The sequence below is a fragment of the Novosphingobium sp. SG720 genome (assembly GCF_012275365.1).
GTDB lineage: Bacteria > Pseudomonadota > Alphaproteobacteria > Sphingomonadales > Sphingomonadaceae > Novosphingobium > Novosphingobium rhizosphaerae.
In genome coordinates, this window is record NZ_JAAZQN010000002.1 from 238,093 (window position 1) to 256,107 (window position 18,015).

An 18,015-nucleotide genomic window follows, 5' to 3' on the forward strand; every position below is an offset into this window, starting at 1 on the left:
GCATCGGCCGGCCGCAAGGCCGCTTGCGGCCGCTTGCATCGCCACGCCGGGCACGCCATCAACGCAGCCATGCTGCGCTCTGCCCCGATGCTCGCCCCTGCCCGATCCGGTTTCGGCGTTTCCCGCCCGTCCCGACGCGAAGGAGCCTGGCGTGGCCTGGCCCTTGCCGCCTTGGGTGCAGCGCTGGTGGCGGGCTGCAGTGGCGCCGTGCCCAGCGGCCCCAAGGCGCCTTCGCGGCTGCCACCGCCCAAGCGGCCACCGGCCCATCTGCCCGCACCCCAGCCGCGCCCGGCGCCTACGATCCAGGTCGCGCCTGGCCTGCAAGGCGTGATCGGCGCTGACGGCGATGCGCTCGTGCGGCAGTTCGGCCCGCCGCGGCTGGACATCAAGGAAGAAGATGCACGCAAGCTGCAATGGAGCGGCGCGGCCTGCATTCTCGATGTCTACCTCTATCCGCCGCAAAGCGGGGGTCGCCCCACCGCGACGTATGTCGATGCGCGGCGCGGCGACGGGCGAGAGGTGGACCGGGCTGCCTGCATCGCTGCGCTCAAGCGGCCCTAGTTTGGCGGACCGGTGCCGCCGGGGAGGACGGCACCGGTCAACGGCTTAGATCTGCCACCAGCGACGGCGGGCGACGGCGACGGTGCCGGTGGGATTGCCATCGATATCGGTAACCGTTTCCACGCGGGTCACGGGCGTTCCTGTCACTGTGGTTTCCGAAAGCGCTTCGGCCCGGCCTTCCGCGCGCGCGGCGCGCATTTCGGCGTCGCGTGCCACGCTTTCGCGATCGCGGCGGGCGCGCAGGCCGTCATAGCTCCACGCCACCTGGCGATGGGCAAACAGCGCCAGCAGGCCCCCGGCAATCGCCAGGTTCTTCAGCGCTTCGACCACCTGGGTGTGATCGAGCAGGTTATGGTGGAAGAACAGGATAGTGAGCAGCGTGAAGCCGGCGAGCAGCACTGCAAAAAGCCGCGTGGCCACGCCAAACGCCAGCGCCAGGCCTCCGACCAGTTCGAACAGGCCGGCCGGCAGCGCCAGATCGGGCGACAGGCCAACGCCGGCCAGGGCAACCTGGGCGCTGCTCAGGTCAAACAGCTTTCCCAGGCCAGAGATGATGAAAAGAAGCGATAGCAGGATGCGCCCTGCCAGGGCCGCGATCGTGTTCATGGGCGTACCTTTCCAAACCGTTGTCCGCCCCCGTCCTCAGACGAGGAATATGCGGCAACAATGGTGGCAAGGCCGGTTAGGTTCCGTGTTGCCCGGAATGGCCGCCTCAAAGACGCGGCAGGGTCACCCCGCGCTGGCCCATGTATTTGCCGGCGCGATCGGCATAGCTGACCTCGCACGGTTCGTTGCCTTGCAGGAACAGGAACTGGCACGCGCCCTCGTTGGCATAGATGCGCGCGGGCAGCGGCGTGGTGTTGGAAAATTCCAGCGTGACGTGGCCTTCCCAGCCCGGTTCGAGCGGCGTGACGTTCACGATGATGCCGCAGCGGGCATAGGTGGATTTGCCCAGGCAGATCACCAGCACGTCGCGCGGCACGCGGAAATATTCCACCGTGCGGGCCAGGGCGAACGAGTTGGGCGGGATCACGCACACGTCGGTCTGCCGATCGACGAACGAATTGCTCGCAAAATCCTTGGGATCGACGATCGCCGAATCCACGTTGGTGAAAATCTTGAACTCGTCGGCCACGCGCGCGTCATAGCCATAGGACGAGAGGCCATAGCTGATGCAGCCATCGCGGCGCTGGTTTTCCACGAAGGGCTCGATCATGCCTTCGGTGAGCGCCTTGTTGCGAATCCACTTGTCGGAAAGAATGGACAAGGCTGGTCCTTTGCGTGTGCGGATGGAAAGCGGTCAGCCGAGATAGGCCGGGCCGAACGCGCGCGGTAGCAGGAATGACAGGCGCTCTTCAACCACGACGCCATCCCCCCCGGCGCTCAGCACCAGGGGATCGGTGCCGCCCAGTGCGGCCTGTTCGTGCAGCACCTGGCGGCAGCGGCCGCACGGCGTGATCGGATCGCCGTCCACCCCTTCGGGCCCGCCGGCCACCGCCACGGCAATCAGCCCGCCGCGCTGGCCGGCATGCGCCGCACTGGCACAAGCCACGGTTTCGGCGCATAGCGAAAGGCCATAGCTGGCGTTTTCCACGTTGCACCCGGTCACCACGCTACCATCGCCGAACAGCAGCGCCGCGCCCACGGTGAACCGCGAATAGGGGGCGTAGGCGGTGTCGCGCGCGGCGCGCGCCTTGGCGATCAGCGCGGCGCGGGTGGCTTCATCAGGCATCGTCTTCACATCCATCAAGGTTGCACCACCACCCAGCGCAGCGGGCCGGGCGCGGCCTTGCCGTGGTAGCGATCGGTGGCGGTCCACATCACGAAGGGGCGGCCGGCATAGCCGGGCTCGATATAGTCCTGCCGCACCCAGATGTTGCGGTCGATCACCGCCGCCAGGTGATAGCGGCTTTCGATCCCGCGCGAGAGCATCAGGATGGCCGGCTTGCCGCTGTGCATTTCCACCTGGTTGAGGAAAGTGGTCAGCTCGCTTTGCAGTGCCGCCTCGGTTGGCGGGGTGGGGCAAGAGCGCGAATCGATATCGAGCGCCACCGCCGGCGGCAACAGGGCATCGTCGCGCGGCACCATCGTCACGAAATTGGCGGCCTGGGCATCGCCTGGCGCGCACAGGTCATAGACATGCACCGCGCCCACCTGCAGCCCGGCGGCGCGTGCCTGGTCCAGGCTGTCGGTAAAGGCTTCGTCGCGGCGCTGCGGGCCCTCGCTGGCCGTCAAATAGGCAAAATCGGCGCCATCGCCCTTGAGCAGGCGCCAGTCGAGCGGGGCATCGTGGACATCGGCCCAGGCGCCCTGGACCGCAAAGCGCTGGCGATCGGGCCGCCACACCCGCGATTGCCACCACAGCAGGCCCGCGCCGATCAGCGCCGCCAGCAGCAATGCCGCCAGCGCGCGCCGCCACGCCGTATTCCTGCGCTTTGCCATGAAAGAGATTCGCCCCAAGCCTTGCTGTGCAAGCGCGGCCCATAGGGCATGGGGGACATGACGTCAAAATGCGCGCAAACCCCCGATCCGCCCTCCGCTTGCGGGGGGAGGTGGCGGCCGAAGGCCGTCGGAGGGGGCTTTTGCTCCCGCCCCTATCCCCGGATGTGCAGCACGCAGATCAGCGTGAACAGGCGGCGCGCGGTGGCGAAATCGGTTTCCACCTTGCCGTCCAGGCGCTCCAGCAGCAGCTCTGCCGCTTCGTTGTGCACGCCGCGCCGGGCCATGTCGATCGTCTCGATCTCTTGCGCGGTGGCGCGGCGAATCGCCTGGTAATAGCTGTCGCAGATGGCGAAATATTCGCGGATCGGGCGGCGGAACCGCCCCAGGCCCAGCACCACGCTTTCCAGCAGCGCGCCGCCTTCATCGGCGATGTCGAGGGTCAGGCGCCCATCGTGCACCGACAGGCGCAGGCGATAGGGTCCTTCATGGCCGGCGGCGAAGGCGCGCAGCGGACGAAACGTGTTTTCCTCGATCAGGTCGAAGATCGCGACGCGGCGTTCCTGCTCCACATCGGCGTTGCGCCAGACGATCGTCGCTTCGTCCAGCTCGATATGCGAGATGCGCGGGTCCGCCATAAGGAGGCGATAGTTGCAACATGCGAAGGCGCGCAGCAAGCGCCTTGCCGCCTTGTGGCCTCCTACCTTTGGGTCAGGACGGGGCAATCCGTCCACAGGCTGTGGAAAACGGCTGGACGGGCGAGCCGCATCGGCGCCTTGCCACACCCCGGGGCTTGGTTCATTTTGATGCCATGTCCGCCAGCGAAGCCATTCTCGCGCGTCCGGCCAGCGAGGTCCGTGCGCTTCCCGCCAATGTCGAGGCAGAGGCTGCCTTTCTCGGCGCCGTTCTGATCGACAACCGCATCCTGGAGGAAATGACCGTGCCCTTGCGGCCCGATCATTTCTTTGCCCCGGTGCATGGCCGCGTGTTCGAACGCATCCTGGCGCTCATCGACCGCAAGGCGATCGTCACGCCCGTCACGCTCAAGCCCTATTTCGAAAGCGACGAGGAGCTGAAAGAGCTGGGCGGCACCGCCTATCTCGCGCGGTTGACCGGCGATGGACAGGGCCTGTTGGCGCCGCGCGAACTGGCCCAGCAGATCTATGACCTGGCCCTGCTGCGCGAGTTGATCAGCGTGGGGCGCAACCTGGTCGAAGGCGCGATGGACACCAGCGAGACGGTGGAGCCGCTCAAACAGGTGGAACAGGCCGAAGCCGCGCTGTTTTCCGTGGCCGAAGGCGCGCAGACCGGCAACGAGGCGCAGACGTTCGGCCAGGCCACCCGCGCCAGCCTGGAAATGATCGAGAAGGCGCTGCTATCGGGCGGCCATATCTCGGGCAAGACCACCGGCCTTACCTCGGTCAACGAAAAGATCGGCGGCCTGCACGATTCCGACCTGATCATCCTGGCCGGGCGGCCGGGCATGGGCAAGACCTCGCTCGTCACCAACATCGCGTTCAACGCCGCCGACCGGCTGCGCGACGACATGGCGCGCGGCATTCCGGTCAAGGATTCGGTGGGCGCCGCCGTGGCGTTCTTCAGCCTGGAAATGAGCGCGGACCAGCTGGCCACGCGTATCCTGGCCGAACAATCGGGCATCAGTTCCGAATCGCTGCGCATGGGCCGCATCAGCCGCGAGGATTTCCAGCAGCTGTCGTTCGCCAGCCAGCGCCTGGCCGAACTGCCGCTGTACATCGATGATACGCCCGGCCTGTCGATCGGCGCGCTGCGCACCCGCGCCCGCCGGTTGAAGCGGCGGCACGATATCGGGCTGATCGTGGTCGACTATCTCCAGTTGCTCTCGGGCTCGGGCCGGTCCGACAACCGCGTCAACGAAATCTCGGAAATCTCGCGCGGCCTCAAGACCCTGGCCAAGGAACTCTCGGTTCCGGTGATCGCGCTGTCGCAGCTGTCGCGCGCGGTGGAACAGCGCGACGACAAGCGGCCGATGCTCTCGGACTTGCGCGAATCGGGCTCGATCGAGCAGGACGCCGACATGGTCTGGTTCGTGTTCCGCGAAGACTATTACGTCGCCTCGCGCGAGCCCAAGCGCCCGGTGGAAAGCGACGACGCCAAGACCCACGAAGCCCACGCCGCCTGGGCCGCGGAAATGGAGCGGGTGTTCGGCCTGGCCGAACTGATCGTGGCCAAGCAGCGCCACGGCTCTACCGGGAAAGTGCGCCTGCGCTTCGAAGCGCGGATCACGCGATTCAGCGATCTGGCGCCCGACCAGATGATGCACGACATGGACGATTGACCCAGGCGCAAGCCGGCACACTCGGTTAGAAACGCCGCCGCATTTTACACTTGCGACGAATTGCAGCGTCTGTGCGCCGGGTGGCGGCGAATCGGGGAACCACCTGCCTTTGCGCCCGAGTCACAATGGCTTATCCTGGCGCAACGAAATAATAAGATGGGTCGGGGTAATCCCTCATAATGGTCGGGTTTCAATCCAAGCGTAAACTGCGCATCCTGGCTGCCGTTCTGGCGGCCTTTCCGGCCTTGGCCGCCACCAGCCCGGCCGTGCAGAGCCGGCCGCCAGCCGCCGTGCAAAGCGCACGCGATCTGGCCATCCAGCAACGGGTTGCCGCCATTGCCGCTGCTGCGCGGGGCCGCGTGGGCGTTGCCGCGATGGACCTGGATGGCGGCGGGCAAGTGCTGATCAATGGCGACATGCCCTTCCCCATGGCCAGCACCGCCAAGGTGGCCGTCGCCGCCACGTTCCTGCAGATGGTGGAGCAAGGCCGCTTCCGGCTGGACCAGCAATTGCCGATGATGATGCCGGTGCCCGAGCCGGCCGGCCGCCGCAATCTGGTGGCGATGGTGCGCCCCGGCCCGGTCTATACCGCGCAGACTCTGCTGGAGCGGATGATCACGCGTAGCGACAACCACGCCACCGACGGGCTGATTGCTGCGGTTGGCGGGATCGGTGCGGTCAACCGCTTCCTGGTGCAGACCGGCATTTCGGGCCAGCACCTGGACCATACCATGGCCACGCTGGTGCGCGACGACGGGCGAATCAACCCGGCCCGCGCGATCGACACCGGCACGTCGAGCACGCCCCGCGCCATGATCGCGCTGCTTTCCGCGATCGACCGGGGCGGCGCGCTCAGCCCCCAGGCCCGTGCCGTGCTGCTCGACACCATGACCCGCACCAGCACCGGCAAGAACCGCATTCGCGCCGGCTTGCCCGAAGGCGTGCTGCTGGCCCACAAGACCGGCACGCTGGCCGGCGTGACCGACGACGTGGGCATCGTGCGCATGCCCGATGGCCGGCACCTGGCCATGGCGATCTTCGTGGCTGGGCCGGAAAACCACACCGCCCAGGCAGGCATGATCTCGCGCATCGCCGCCACGCTCTATGAAGGCTTCCTCACTCCGTCCGACGGGCCGAACCTGACCGGCGAAGTTTCGCGGCGGCGGTAACGCGCGGGCCCTTCGACAAGGCTCCGGGCGAACGGAGCCGTTGATAATCCAGAACAAGAGCCGTTCGGGCCGCGCTTGTCGCGGCCCCCTGGCGCAAGGCCCGGCACCACCCCCAACCCCCTCCTCTGAAGAACAGGGGGCCAGTTGCGTTGTGCTGCAACATCGCTGCACCGCACACAGGCCGGGACCGGCGATTCGCGCTGCACATGCGAAAAAGGGCGCAGCCGTGAAGGCTACGCCCTTTTCTATCTGTAACCTGCCCTTGCGGGCTGGGATTACATCTTCGCGGCAGCGCTCGCGTCAGCGGCGGCTTCCGAAGCCGAAGCGCTGGCGTCAGCAGCAGCAGCCGAAGCGTCGGCCGAAGCGTCAGCAGCTTCGCTGGCAGCTTCAGTGGCAGTGTCAGCCGGCTTTTCCGAGCAGCCGGCGAGGGCGAAGGCGGTGCCGGCGACGGCGGCGAGGATGAGCTTGCGCATGCGTTACAATCCCTGGATTGAAGTGAACCGCGCCGGGCAAAGCCCGCCGCAAAGCCTACTCCCACGGTAGACTTCGACGTCCCAATTAATCGGCAATTCATCGGCTTGCAAGCACAAGACGACAGCATTGCGACGGGCCGTCGCTATCGCCCTTAGCGGCAAGGGTTTTTTGCGCGAGCGCTGCTGCGCTCAAATGCCCTTTTGCAGCGACAAAGCGTTAAATGCCCATCAGGGCTATTGCGCATATGCACACAAAATCGCGCACTTGCGCTTGTCCGTGGGCAGCGCGGCGAAAATGGCCTGCGGCCCATTTTCCAAACGGCCATTTTCCAAATGCCGGGCGAAGCGCTAGGACGCATTCCATGGATTCCCGCAATCACCTCTATCTCGTCGATGGCTCGGCCTATATCTTCCGCGCCTATCACCGCCTGCCGCCGCTCACGAACCCGCAGGGTACCCCGGTGGGCGCGGTCTATGGCTATACCACGATGCTGTGGCGCCTGGCCGAAGACCTGCACAAGGCCGATGGCCCCACGCATCTGGCGGTGATTCTCGACAAGGGCTCGATCACGTTCCGCAATGCCCTGTACGATCAGTACAAGGCCAATCGCCCGCCCCCGCCTGAAGACCTCAAGCCGCAGTTCCCGCTGATCCGCGATGCCACGCGCGCGTTCAGCCTGGCCTGCATCGAGGAAGACGGCCTCGAGGCCGACGATCTGATCGCCAGCTATGCCCGCGCCGCCACGGCACAGGGCTGGGACGTTACGATCGTGTCTTCCGACAAGGACTTGATGCAGCTGGTGGGCAAATGCGCCCAGGGCGGCACCGGCTGCGTCGATATGCTCGACACGATGAAGAACCAGCGCATCGGCATTCCCGAGGTTGTGGAAAAGTTTGGCGTGCCGCCCGAACTGGTGGGCGATGTGCTCGCGCTGATGGGCGATGCGGTAGACAATGTGCCGGGCATTCGCGGCATCGGCCCCAAGACCGCGACCAAGCTGATCGTGGAACACGGCGGGCTGGAAGGCGCGCTGGCCGCTGCGCCGGCGATGAAGGCGGGCAAGCTGCGCGACAGCCTGATCGAGCAGGCCGAGATGGCCCGCCTGTCGCGCCAGTTGGTGGCGCTGAAAGAAGATTGCGCGCTGCCCGTGCCGCTGGAAGACTTTGCCTTGGGTCCGATTCCGCCCGAACCTTTGGCTGCGTTCCTGTCCACCCATGGCTTCACCAGCCTGCTGCGCAAGCTGGGCAGCCCGGCGCTCGCGGCGGCGACCCCGCTGGTGGAAGGTGATTCGGGCGGCCCGGCGCCGGTCACGGCCGAATCGACGCGCCAGCCGCTGCCCGCCTGGCCGGCGATCGACCGCGATGCCTATCCTTGCGTCCAGTCCCTCTCCGAACTGCAGGACTGGATCACCCGCGCCTTTGCCGCGCGGACCGTGGCGATCGACACCGAAACCTCGGCGCTCGATTCGATGCGCGCCGATCTGGTGGGCGTAAGCCTGGCGGTGGGCCCCAACCAGGCCTGCTATATCCCGCTGGGCCATCGCGGCACCGACATGTTCAGCGAAGTGCCGGTGCAGATTCCCCGCGCCGAGGCGCTGGCGGCGCTCAAGCCGCTGCTGGAAAGCGATGCGGTGCTCAAGGTGGGGCAGAACATCAAGTATGACCTGACCGTGCTGGCCCGCCACGGCATCGCCGTGGCGCCGATCGACGATACCATGGTGATGAGCTTCTGCCTCGACGCGGGGCGCAGCGAAACCGGCCTGGCCGGCCACGGGATGGACGAACTCGCCAGCCGCCACCTGCAGCACACCACGATGCTGTTCAAGGACGTGTGTGGCAGCGGCAAGAAGCAGATTTCCTTTGCCGAAGTGCCGCTGGCCGATGCCACGCGCTATGCCGCCGAGGATGCCGACGTGACCTGGCGCCTGCACCAGCTGTTTGCCCCGCGCCTGGCGGACGAGGGCGGCACGCGGATCTACCAGCGCGTCGATCGCCCGCTGGTGCCGGTGGTGGCCCAGATGGAGCGCCACGGCATCCGCGTGGACCGCGAGCAGCTGGCCAACCTCTCCACCCGCTTTGCCGCCGAGATCGCGCGGCTCGAAGGCGTGATCCACGAAAAGGCCGGCGTGCCCTTCACCATCGGCAGCCCCAAGCAGCTGGGCGAGGTGCTGTTCGACAAGCTGGGCTACAAGGGCGGCAAGAAGGGCAAGAGCGGGCAATATTCCACCGATCAGTCGGTGCTCGAAACGCTCGCCGGGCAGGGCGCCGAAGTGGCCACGCTGGTGCTGGAATGGCGCCAGCTGTCCAAGCTGAAAAGCACTTATACCGATGCCCTGCAGGCCGCGATCAACCCCGAAACCGGCCGCGTGCACACCAGTTATAGCCTGGTGGGGGCGCAGACCGGGCGGCTATCGTCCAACGATCCCAACTTGCAGAACATCCCGATCCGCACCGAAATCGGCCGCGAGATTCGCGAGGCTTTCGTGGCCGCGCCGGGGCATGTGCTGCTCAGTGCCGACTATTCGCAGATCGAACTGCGCCTGGCCGCGCACATTGCCGACGTGGCGCCCTTGCGCGACGCGTTCGAGCAGGGCGAGGACATCCACGCCCGCACCGCGCGCGAGCTGTTCGGCGAGGTCAACCGCGACACGCGCGGCCGCGCCAAGACGATCAACTTCGCCATCCTCTATGGCATCAGCCGCTGGGGCCTGGCCACGCGCCTTGCCACCAGCGCGGATGAAGCCCAGGCGATGATCGACCGCTATTTCGAGAGGTTCCCCGGCATCCAGCGCTACATCCACGAAACGCTGGAGAGCGTGCGGGCCAAGGGCTATTCGCAAACGCTGTTCGGCCGCAAGACCTGGTTCCCGCGCATCAACTCGGGCACCCAGGCCGAACGCCAGGGCAGCGAGCGCGCCGCGATCAACGCCCCGATCCAGGGCACCAGCGCCGACATCATCAAGCGGGCCATGGCCCGCATGCTGCCCGCACTGGAAGCCGCCGGCCTGCCCCGCGTGAAGATGCTGCTGCAGGTGCACGACGAACTGGTGTTCGAACTGCCCGAGGAAGACGTGGCCGCAGCGAGCGACGTGATCCGCGCCGTGATGGCCAATGCCGCCGCGCCCTCGGTCCAGCTCACCGTGCCGCTGGGCGTGGAGATCGGCACCGGCCACAGTTGGGGCGCGGCGCACTAAGCTGACGAGGACAACATGCCCTCCCCCCACCCCCTCCCGCAAGCGGGAGGGGGAGAATGAGAAGCCCCTCCCGCTTGCGGGAGGGGTTTGGGTAGGGCCTGTCGCGTAACAATCGCCACCGATATGGCAGCACTACCCCTCGCCCCCTTGTGACGCAGCGCCCTGGGCGGCAACCCTCGCGCTATGGTTTCGCTGGTATCGACGGTGGCTTACTTGGGGCTGGAAGCCCGCGCGGTGGAAGTGCAGTGCCAGGTGGCGCCCGGCCTGCCTTCGTTCCGCGTGGTTGGCCTGCCCGACAAGGCCGTGGGCGAAAGCCGCGAACGCGTGCATTCCGCGCTGGCTGCCCTGGGGCTGAGCCTGCCACCCAAGCGCATCACCATCAATCTTTCCCCGGCCGACCTGCCCAAGGAAGGCTCGCACTACGATCTGCCGATCGCGCTGGCCCTGCTGGCGGCGATGGGCGTGGTCGATCGCGAAACGATTGCCGATTACGTGGCCGTGGGCGAGCTGGCGCTGGATGGGCGGATCATTCCCAGCCCCGGCGTGCTGCTGGCTGCGCTGCACGCCAGCGGGGCGGAAAAGGGCCTCGTGTGCCCGGCCGCGCAAGGCAGCGAGGCGCGCTGGGCCAGCGGCATCGACGTGATCGCCGCGCCAGACCTGATCTCGCTGCTCAACCACCTCAAAGGCACGCAGCGCCTCGCCCCGCCCGAAGTGGGCCAGGCCATCCCGCCGGTGCGGCTGGCAGACCTGAAGCAGGTGAAAGGCCAGGAAACCGCCAAGCGCGCGCTGGAGATTGCCGCGGCCGGCGGGCACAATCTCTTGCTGGTGGGGCCGCCCGGCGCGGGCAAATCGCTGATGGCCTCGTGCCTGCCCGGCATCCTGCCCGAACTGACGCCGGGCGAGGCGCTGGAAACCTCGCTCGTCGCCTCGGTGGCGGGCACGCTGGAGGAAGGGCGGATCAGCCGCGCGCGGCCGTTTCGCAGCCCCCACCATTCCGCCTCGATGGCGGCGCTGACCGGCGGTGGCCTGCGCGTGCGGCCGGGCGAAGTGAGCCTGGCGCACCTGGGCGTGTTGTTCCTCGACGAACTGCCCGAATTCCAGCGCGTCGTGCTCGATTCGCTGCGCCAGCCGCTGGAAACCGGCGAAGTGACCGTGGCCCGCGCCAATGCCCATGTGACTTTCCCGGCGCGGGTGCAGCTGGTTGCGGCGATGAACCCATGCCGCTGCGGCCACCTGGGCGATCCCGCGCTCGGCTGCAGCCGCGCGCCCAAGTGCGCCGCCGATTACCAGTCCAAGGTGTCGGGGCCGCTGCTCGACCGTATCGACCTCCACGTCGAAGTCGATCCGGTCTCCGCCGCCGATCTGGCCCTGCCGCCGCCGGCCGAAGGATCGGACCAGGTGGCCGCGCGCGTGGCGGCCGCTCGGGCGCGGCAGACAGCGCGGCTGGAAGGCAGCAACCGGCGCAACAATGCCGAGCTGGACGGCGACCTGCTCGAACGCTTTGCCACGCCCGACGAGCCAGGGCGGCAATTGCTGTTCAAGGCCGCCGAAGCCATGCGCCTTTCGGCACGCGGCTATACCCGCATCCTGCGCGTGGCACGCACCATCGCCGATCTATCCGGCGCAGACAGCGTGGGCCGCGTGCACGTCGCCGAGGCGTTGAGCTACAGGCGCCAGGCCCCCCGCGCCTGAGCGGCCGGCAAATTCAGAGCAGTTCCTTGAGCGGCACACTGGCATCGGCCAGCCGTTCGGGCGCGATCGGGGCACGCGCTTCCACCAGTTTCTTGCCCTGGACATAGTCCTTGACCATGTTCACGCAATCGAGCGCGATCACCTTGCCCTGCTTCAGATAGACCACCGAAAAGCTGCGCGTGCCCGGATCGCCGCGCAGCACGGCCAGGTCGTGCCCGGTCGAAAGGCCCACGGTCTGCAGGCGCAGGTCATACTGGTTGGACCAGAACCAGGGCGTCGCCTTGTAAGGCACGGGCGCGCCGCAGATCGCCTTGGCCGCGGCGGTCGCCTGGTCGTTGGCGTTCTGCACCGATTCCAGGCGGATCACCGCGCCATCGGCAAAATCGTTGGCATGGGCGGCGCAATCGCCGATCGCATAGACATGCGGCAAGGACGTGCGGCAGAATTCGTCCACGTCCACCCCGTTGCCGCCGCCCGCGCCCGCGGCCAGCAGCGGCCCTACCTGGGGGATGATGCCGATGCCCACGATCACCAGGTCGGCCGGCAACACGCTGCCATCGGCCAGGCGCACGCCGGTTACCTTGGTGCCATCGCCTTCCAGGCAATCGACCGCCACTTGCGTGCGCAGGTCCACGCCATGGGCGCGGTGCTCGTCCTGATAGAAGGTGGACAGCGCTTCGCCGGCCACGCGCGCCAGCACGCGCGGCAGCGCTTCGAGCAGCGTGACATGGCAGCCCAGCTTGGTCAGTACGGCGGCCGCTTCCAATCCGATATAGCCGCCGCCGATCACCACGGCGCGCTTGGCACCGGCGTCCAGCTCGGCCATCAGGCGGTCGGCGTCGGCGCGCGTGCGCACGCCGTGCACGCCGATCAGGTCGTGCCCGGCGCAAGACAGGCGCCGCGCGTCGCCGCCGGTCGCCCAGATCAGGTCGCCATAGCTGACCGTGGCACCATCGGCCGTGCGCAGGCTGCGCGCATCGGGATCGACTGCCACCACTTCGTGGCCCAAGGCCATTTCCACCTGCTTGTCGGCCCAGAAGGCCGCGGGGCGAATGGTGATGCGGTCGAATGTCTTGTCGCGGGCGAGGTATTCCTTGGACAGCGGCGGGCGTTCATAGGGCAATTCCGGCTCGCGACCGATCACCAGGATCGATCCGGCAAAGCCGTTCTGCCGCAAGGCAATGGCGGCCTGTGCGCCACCGTGGCCTGCGCCAACGATCACCACATCCGCAAAGCCCGCTTCGAATGCACCCATGAAGTCCTCCTCTCACGCGGGGAGGAGGCTTGTGGGCAAACGGCGCGGCGCGTCAAGCGCGCACGCGCCATAATTTTTGCTCAAGCCGGCATTTGCAATGCGCCCATCGGGTGCGTTGCCAATGCCGGCACAAGGGCCGCTCAGCGCAGCAGCAGGCTACGCGCCTGGCTGGCGATCTGCGCCAGCATGGCCGGGGTCACGGCCGCGGTGGCCTGGGCGCGGGCGATCAGGCTGCGCAACTGGCGCACCGGATCGGCCTTGGCGTTGAGCCAGGCATAGGCTGTGGCGTCGGGATTGCTGCCGCCCATGCGCCGCAGGAATTCCATGCGCATCTGCTGGAAATCGCGGGCAAGGCCCGCCACCAGCAGCCGCTCCCACGGGTCCGACGGATTCATCCGCGCTGCGGTCTGCTGCGCCCAGTCGATGCCCAGCTGGGCGCCGAGGTCGGCAAAGGCGCCGGTCAGCACCACCGCATCCACGTCCAGCTCGTCGGCCAGGTGCGCCAGGCCGATCGCGCCATCCAGGTCGAACAGGTGCACCACCCGTTCCACCACATCGGCCGGGGTGCCAGCGTCGGCCAGTTCCTGCGCCAGGCGCCGGGCCTGGGCCTGGGCTTCGCCGCGCAGCAATTCGGCCGTGGTGTGGGAAAGCCGGCCCACCCCGCCGCACAGATCTTCGATCAGGGCATCGGGCTTGAGCGTGCCATGGCACGAACGCAGCACGTCGGCGATATGGCCGCGCAGGCCGCGCGCGGTGCGTTCGAACAGCGAAAGCCGCAAGGCCTCGGCCATCGGCGCGGTGTCGAGCAGCGCCCAGGTTTCCGCCAGGCCCAGCAGGCGTTCGGCCGCGACAAAGGCCGCTGCCACTTGCGCCAGGCTCATGCCCTCTTCCTCGGCCAGTTCGAAGGGATGAACCGGGCCCAGGCGGTTGACGATGCGGTTGGCCAGCTTGGTCGCGATGATCTCGCGGCGCAGGCGATGGTGCACGATGTCGGTCTCGAACGTCTCGCGCATCGCTTCGGGGAACGCGGCCAGCAGTTCCTCTTCCAGCACCGGATCGTCCACCACCGGGCTGTCTTCCAGCGCGCGTTGCAGCACCAGCTTGGTGGAGGATACCAGCACAGCCAGTTCGGGCCGGGTCAGCCCGGCGCCGGCGGCAGCGCGGCGGGCATAGTCGTCGGACGGGGCCAGCCCTTCGGTCTTGCGATCGAGGTCGCCGCTTTCCTCCAGCACGTCGATCAGCCGGGTCAGCGCCGGCACGGCCTGCACCCCGCCGCGTTCGGCGATCGACAGGCCCAGCGCCTGCAGCCGGTTGTCTTCCAGCACCAGGTGCGCCACCGCGTCGGTCATGCTGGACAGCAAGGCCACGCGGCCATCTTCGTCCAACCGCCCGGCGCGCTTGGCATTGGCCAGCGCGATCTTGATGTTCACTTCGTTGTCCGAACAATCGACGCCGGCCGAATTGTCGATGAAGTCGGTGTTCACCCGCCCGCCGTGCAGGGCATATTCGATGCGGGCGGCCTGGGTCATGCCCAGGTTGGCGCCTTCGCCGATCACCCGGGCACGCACTTCGTTGGCCGAAACGCGGAACGCGTCGTTGGCCGGATCGCCCACGTTGACGTTGGCCTCGCTCGACGCCTTCACATACGTGCCGATGCCGCCGAACCACAACAGGTCCACCGGTGCCTGCAGGATGAGGGCGATGAGCGTGTCGGGATCGAGTTCGTCCATGGCCACGCCCAGCACCGCCTGCACTTGCGGGCTCAAGGGAATGGCTTTCAGGCTGCGTGGGAAAACCCCGCCCCCTTCGGAAATCAGGCTCTTGTCGTAATCGTCCCAGCTCGATCGCGGCAGCGCGAACAGGCGCGCGCGCTCTTCCCAGCTTTTCGCCGGATCGGGCTCGGGATCAAGGAACAGGTGGCGATGGTCGAACGCCGCCACGATCTTGAGCGCCTTGGACAGCAGCATGCCATTGCCGAACACGTCGCCCGACATGTCGCCCACGCCCACCACGCGCACCGGATCGGCCTGCACGTCCACGCCCAGTTCCAGGAAGTGGCGTTGTACCGAAAGCCATGCGCCCTTGGCGGTGATGCCCATGGCCTTGTGGTCATAGCCCTTTGAACCGCCGCTGGCGAAAGCGTCGTCCAGCCAGAAATCGCGCTCCGCCGCAATGGCATTGGCCACGTCGGAGAAGGTGGCCGTGCCCTTGTCGGCGGCGACCACGAAATAGGGGTCCTCGCCGTCGCGGATCACCACGTCCTGCGGATGCACCACCGCGCCATCGACGATGTTGTCGGTGATCGACAGCAGCGTGCGGATGAACGCCTGGTAGCTGCCCTTGCCTTCCGCCAGCCAGGCCTCGCGCTCCCGCACCGGGTCGGGCAATTGCTTGGGATAGAACCCGCCCTTGGCCCCGGTCGGCACGATCACCGCGTTCTTCACGCGCTGCGCCTTCATCAGGCCCAGGATCTCGGTGCGGAAATCGTCGCGTCGGTCAGACCAGCGCAAGCCGCCGCGCGCCACCGGCCCGGCGCGCAAGTGGATGCCTTCCACACGCGGCGAATAGACGAAGATCTCGCGCCACGGCACCGGCTTGGGCAGGCCGGGCACCAGCGAAGAATCGATCTTGAAAGCCAGGGCCTCGGCCGCAGCCGGGGCAAAGGCATTGGTGCGCAGGATCGCTTCGACCAGGGCGCGGAAACCGCGCAGCAGGCGGTCGTCGTTGATCGCTGCCACTTGCGCCAGGCCGGCGCGGATCTGTTCGGCGGCCGCTTCGGCGGCACGGCCGCGCTCTCCCACGAAGGCGGGATCGTGGCGCGCACGGAACAGGCCGATCAGGCCGCGCGTCACGTCCGCCGCGTTCTTCAGCGCATCGACCACGGTGCCGATGCCAAACGTCATGCCCGCCTGGCGCAAATAGCGATACCAGGCGCGCAGCCAGTTGGCCTCGGTCGCGGTCAGCCCCACGGCCACGATCAGGCGATTGAACGCATCATCCTCGGCCGCGCCGTTGAGCACGGCGGCCAGCGAGCTCTCGATCGCCGTCGATCGCGCCAGCAGCGCCTCGGGCGTGGTATCGGCCGGATGCGCCACCAGAAAATCGTGGATGAAGCCCAGCTTGCCATGGTCGAGTGCGGTGGGCACTTCTTCCAGCGCGCGGAAGCCGAAGTTTTCCAGCACCGGCACCGCGTCGGACAGCACGATCGCGCCTTCGCGCTGGTACAGCTTGAGGCGCAGCGCCGATTCGCCGCTCAGCCGGTGCAGCCGCACCGCGCGGCGTGGGGCATCATCGGCGGTCAGCGCGCGCAGCACGCGAATGTCGCCGGCCGCTTCGGCCGCGCCATAGTTGGCGCGATAGCCCACCGGAAAGGCGGGGGCATACCGGGTGGCGATGGCCGCGGCGCGGCTCTGTTCCTCGGTCTTGGCCAGCTCGGCTTCCACCGCCGCATCCCAGCCGCGCACCAGGGTCTGGAACGCTTCGTCCAGCGCCGCTTCGTCCACGCCTTCGCCGCCATCGGCCAGGGTGTCTTCCTCGCCGCGCATGTCGATGGCAAAGCGGGTCAGCGCCAGGGTGCTGCCTTCCACCTGCAAGGCCCAGTCGATGACCTGGCCGCCGGTGGCCTGTTCCAGCATGCGCGCAACCTGTTCGCGCACTTCGGTCGATTGGCTGTCGCGCGGCTGCCAGACAAAGGCATAGAGGTGCCGCTCCAACGCAGCGCGCACCAGTGCCAGGCGGGGGCGCGGCCGGTCGACCAGGCCCATCATCGTTGTGGCGATGCGTTCCAGGTCGGCATCGGAAAAGCCGATCAGCAAGTCGTGCGGCAGCGCGGTCAAGGCATGGACCAGCGCCTTGCCGGCGTGGCCTGCCGGGTCGAAGCCCAGCTTGTTCATCAGGGTATCGAGCTGGCTGCGCATGCGTGGCACGCGATCGGGCGTCGCCGCCAGGGCCGAACTCGTCCACACCCCGGCATGGACCGAGAGCGCGGTGATCCGTCCGCCTTCCACCACCGGCACCAGGAACAGGTCCAGCGGCACGCGGCGGTGCACGTTGGCAATGCGGTTGGCCTTGACGATCAGCGGAATGCGCACCGCTTCCTCGCCGCGCGTGCCGGCCTTGTCGAACCAGGCAAAGGCGCGCTCGAACGAGGCATCCGACAGCAGCGGCACGTCGGTGGCGCGGCAGATGCCCAGCGCCTCGGTCACCGTGCCATCGCGGTGGCGGGTCACGTGGCCCAGTTGCGTCAGCATGCCATCGGCCAGCCAGCGCAGCAGCGCGGCGCCTTCCAGGTCGGGCAGGGCACGGGCATCATGCTGCATCAGGCCCTGCATCTGCGGCCAATCGGCCACGGCGGCGTGCACATCGGCCAGCGTGGCGGCCAGCGCAGCGGCCAGTTCCCGGCGCGCCTTGGCATCGGCGCGTTCGGTTTCCAGGTAGATCATCGATTCGCGCAGTTCGCCGATCGCCTCGCCGGCCGGCAGATCGACCAGCGCGCCCAGCGGATCGCGCCGCACCGCCAGCACCGGGTGCAGCAGCTTTTCGATGGTCAGCCCTTGCGCAGTGATGGTGGAGGCGATCGAATCCACCAGGAACGGCATGTCGTCGTTGATCACGGCAATGCGCAGCGCGCGCTGGCCGCCCATCGATTCGATGGCCACGGCGGCATCGGGCCCCTTGCGCAACGCCGCGGTCGCCAAAGTGAAGCGCGCCGCTTCGGTCAGCCGCTCGGCGGTGAAATCCACCTCGTCGCCGGGCAGCAGGGCGCCGGCCAGGCGCGCGGCAAGCGCGGCAACCAGATTCTCGGCATTGGGCAGATGCTCGGCATCGGCGCCCCCGCCTGGGGCTCCGGCCGCATCAGGCGCAACTGGGGCGTTGGGATCAATCGTGGTCGCCATGGCGTTCGCTTCCTGCATTC

Annotated in this window: 13 protein-coding genes; 5 read left to right on the forward strand and 8 right to left on the reverse strand. The window is 67.7% G+C overall.

Going from position 1 to position 18,015, the window contains the following annotated elements; all coding sequences use genetic code 11:
• Window positions 1–69 precede the first annotated feature (69 nt).
• Window positions 70–561 (forward strand): hypothetical protein, encoded by a 492-nt coding sequence (locus FHW94_RS10495; protein WP_349237493.1) that lies wholly within the window; start codon window positions 70–72, stop codon window positions 559–561.
• A 45-nt stretch (window positions 562–606) separates the two neighbouring features.
• On the opposite strand, the gene FHW94_RS10500 is transcribed toward FHW94_RS10495, so the two are convergent.
• From FHW94_RS10500 to FHW94_RS10520, 5 genes are all read right to left on the reverse strand, one after another.
• Window positions 607–1,167, reverse strand: coding sequence for a DoxX family protein (locus tag FHW94_RS10500; protein WP_168555782.1), 561 nt, complete (start codon window positions 1,165–1,167; stop codon window positions 607–609).
• 106 nt (window positions 1,168–1,273) lie between these two features.
• Window positions 1,274–1,828: a dCTP deaminase gene (gene dcd / locus FHW94_RS10505; protein ID WP_168555783.1), complete on the reverse strand. Its 555-nt coding sequence runs from the start codon at window positions 1,826–1,828 to the stop codon at window positions 1,274–1,276.
• A 33-nt stretch (window positions 1,829–1,861) separates the two neighbouring features.
• Window positions 1,862–2,293, reverse strand: coding sequence for a cytidine deaminase (locus FHW94_RS10510; RefSeq protein ID WP_210425604.1), 432 nt, complete (start codon window positions 2,291–2,293; stop codon window positions 1,862–1,864).
• A gap of 14 nt (window positions 2,294–2,307) precedes the next feature.
• A complete protein-coding gene (locus FHW94_RS10515) occupies window positions 2,308–3,003 on the reverse strand; it encodes a glycoside hydrolase family 25 protein (RefSeq protein WP_168555785.1) in 696 nt (231 codons plus the stop codon).
• A gap of 152 nt (window positions 3,004–3,155) precedes the next feature.
• Window positions 3,156–3,638 carry a UPF0262 family protein gene (locus FHW94_RS10520; RefSeq protein ID WP_168555786.1) on the reverse strand — a complete coding sequence of 161 codons (483 nt, stop codon included), beginning with the start codon at window positions 3,636–3,638 and terminating at the stop codon, window positions 3,156–3,158.
• 173 nt (window positions 3,639–3,811) lie between these two features.
• Here FHW94_RS10520 and FHW94_RS10525 point away from each other — a divergent pair, with 173 nt between their 5' ends.
• Both FHW94_RS10525 and FHW94_RS10530 read left to right on the forward strand, forming a co-directional pair.
• Window positions 3,812–5,317, forward strand: coding sequence for a replicative DNA helicase (locus tag FHW94_RS10525; protein ID WP_168555787.1), 1,506 nt, complete (start codon window positions 3,812–3,814; stop codon window positions 5,315–5,317).
• Between the two features lie 179 nt (window positions 5,318–5,496).
• Complete coding sequence (locus tag FHW94_RS10530; RefSeq protein ID WP_168555788.1) at window positions 5,497–6,486, forward strand: serine hydrolase; 990 nt, start codon at window positions 5,497–5,499, stop codon at window positions 6,484–6,486.
• A 275-nt stretch (window positions 6,487–6,761) separates the two neighbouring features.
• Here FHW94_RS10530 and FHW94_RS10535 read toward each other — a convergent pair whose 3' ends face one another.
• Window positions 6,762–6,959, reverse strand: coding sequence for a hypothetical protein (locus tag FHW94_RS10535; protein WP_022677666.1), 198 nt, complete (start codon window positions 6,957–6,959; stop codon window positions 6,762–6,764).
• 362 nt (window positions 6,960–7,321) lie between these two features.
• Between FHW94_RS10535 and polA the strand changes: the two genes are divergently transcribed.
• Window positions 7,322–10,153 (forward strand): DNA polymerase I, encoded by a 2,832-nt coding sequence (gene polA, locus FHW94_RS10540; protein WP_168555789.1) that lies wholly within the window; start codon window positions 7,322–7,324, stop codon window positions 10,151–10,153.
• A gap of 183 nt (window positions 10,154–10,336) precedes the next feature.
• Window positions 10,337–11,845: a YifB family Mg chelatase-like AAA ATPase gene (locus FHW94_RS10545; protein ID WP_168555790.1), complete on the forward strand. Its 1,509-nt coding sequence runs from the start codon at window positions 10,337–10,339 to the stop codon at window positions 11,843–11,845.
• A 13-nt stretch (window positions 11,846–11,858) separates the two neighbouring features.
• Here the strand turns inward: FHW94_RS10545 and FHW94_RS10550 are convergent, their stop codons facing one another.
• Both FHW94_RS10550 and FHW94_RS10555 read right to left on the reverse strand, forming a co-directional pair.
• On the reverse strand, window positions 11,859–13,100 hold the full coding sequence (locus FHW94_RS10550; protein ID WP_168555791.1) for an FAD-dependent oxidoreductase: 1,242 nt from the start codon (window positions 13,098–13,100) through the stop codon (window positions 11,859–11,861).
• A gap of 140 nt (window positions 13,101–13,240) precedes the next feature.
• Complete coding sequence (locus FHW94_RS10555) at window positions 13,241–17,995, reverse strand: NAD-glutamate dehydrogenase domain-containing protein (protein WP_168555792.1); 4,755 nt, start codon at window positions 17,993–17,995, stop codon at window positions 13,241–13,243.
• Window positions 17,996–18,015 lie beyond the last annotated feature (20 nt).

Coding starts and splice junctions, on each gene's coding strand:
- FHW94_RS10515 (WP_168555785.1), bottom strand. CDS start 3,003: ATGGCAAAGCGCAGGAATACGGCGTGGCGGCGCGCGCTGGCGGCATTG.
- FHW94_RS10545 (WP_168555790.1), top strand. CDS start 10,337: ATGGTTTCGCTGGTATCGACGGTGGCTTACTTGGGGCTGGAAGCCCGC.
- polA (WP_168555789.1), top strand. CDS start 7,322: ATGGATTCCCGCAATCACCTCTATCTCGTCGATGGCTCGGCCTATATC.
- FHW94_RS10525 (WP_168555787.1), top strand. CDS start 3,812: ATGTCCGCCAGCGAAGCCATTCTCGCGCGTCCGGCCAGCGAGGTCCGT.
- FHW94_RS10500 (WP_168555782.1), bottom strand. CDS start 1,167: ATGAACACGATCGCGGCCCTGGCAGGGCGCATCCTGCTATCGCTTCTT.
- FHW94_RS10530 (WP_168555788.1), top strand. CDS start 5,497: ATGGTCGGGTTTCAATCCAAGCGTAAACTGCGCATCCTGGCTGCCGTT.
- FHW94_RS10550 (WP_168555791.1), bottom strand. CDS start 13,100: ATGGGTGCATTCGAAGCGGGCTTTGCGGATGTGGTGATCGTTGGCGCA.
- FHW94_RS10510 (WP_210425604.1), bottom strand. CDS start 2,293: ATGCCTGATGAAGCCACCCGCGCCGCGCTGATCGCCAAGGCGCGCGCC.
- FHW94_RS10555 (WP_168555792.1), bottom strand. CDS start 17,995: ATGGCGACCACGATTGATCCCAACGCCCCAGTTGCGCCTGATGCGGCC.
- FHW94_RS10520 (WP_168555786.1), bottom strand. CDS start 3,638: ATGGCGGACCCGCGCATCTCGCATATCGAGCTGGACGAAGCGACGATC.
- FHW94_RS10495 (WP_349237493.1), top strand. CDS start 70: ATGCTGCGCTCTGCCCCGATGCTCGCCCCTGCCCGATCCGGTTTCGGC.
- FHW94_RS10535 (WP_022677666.1), bottom strand. CDS start 6,959: ATGCGCAAGCTCATCCTCGCCGCCGTCGCCGGCACCGCCTTCGCCCTC.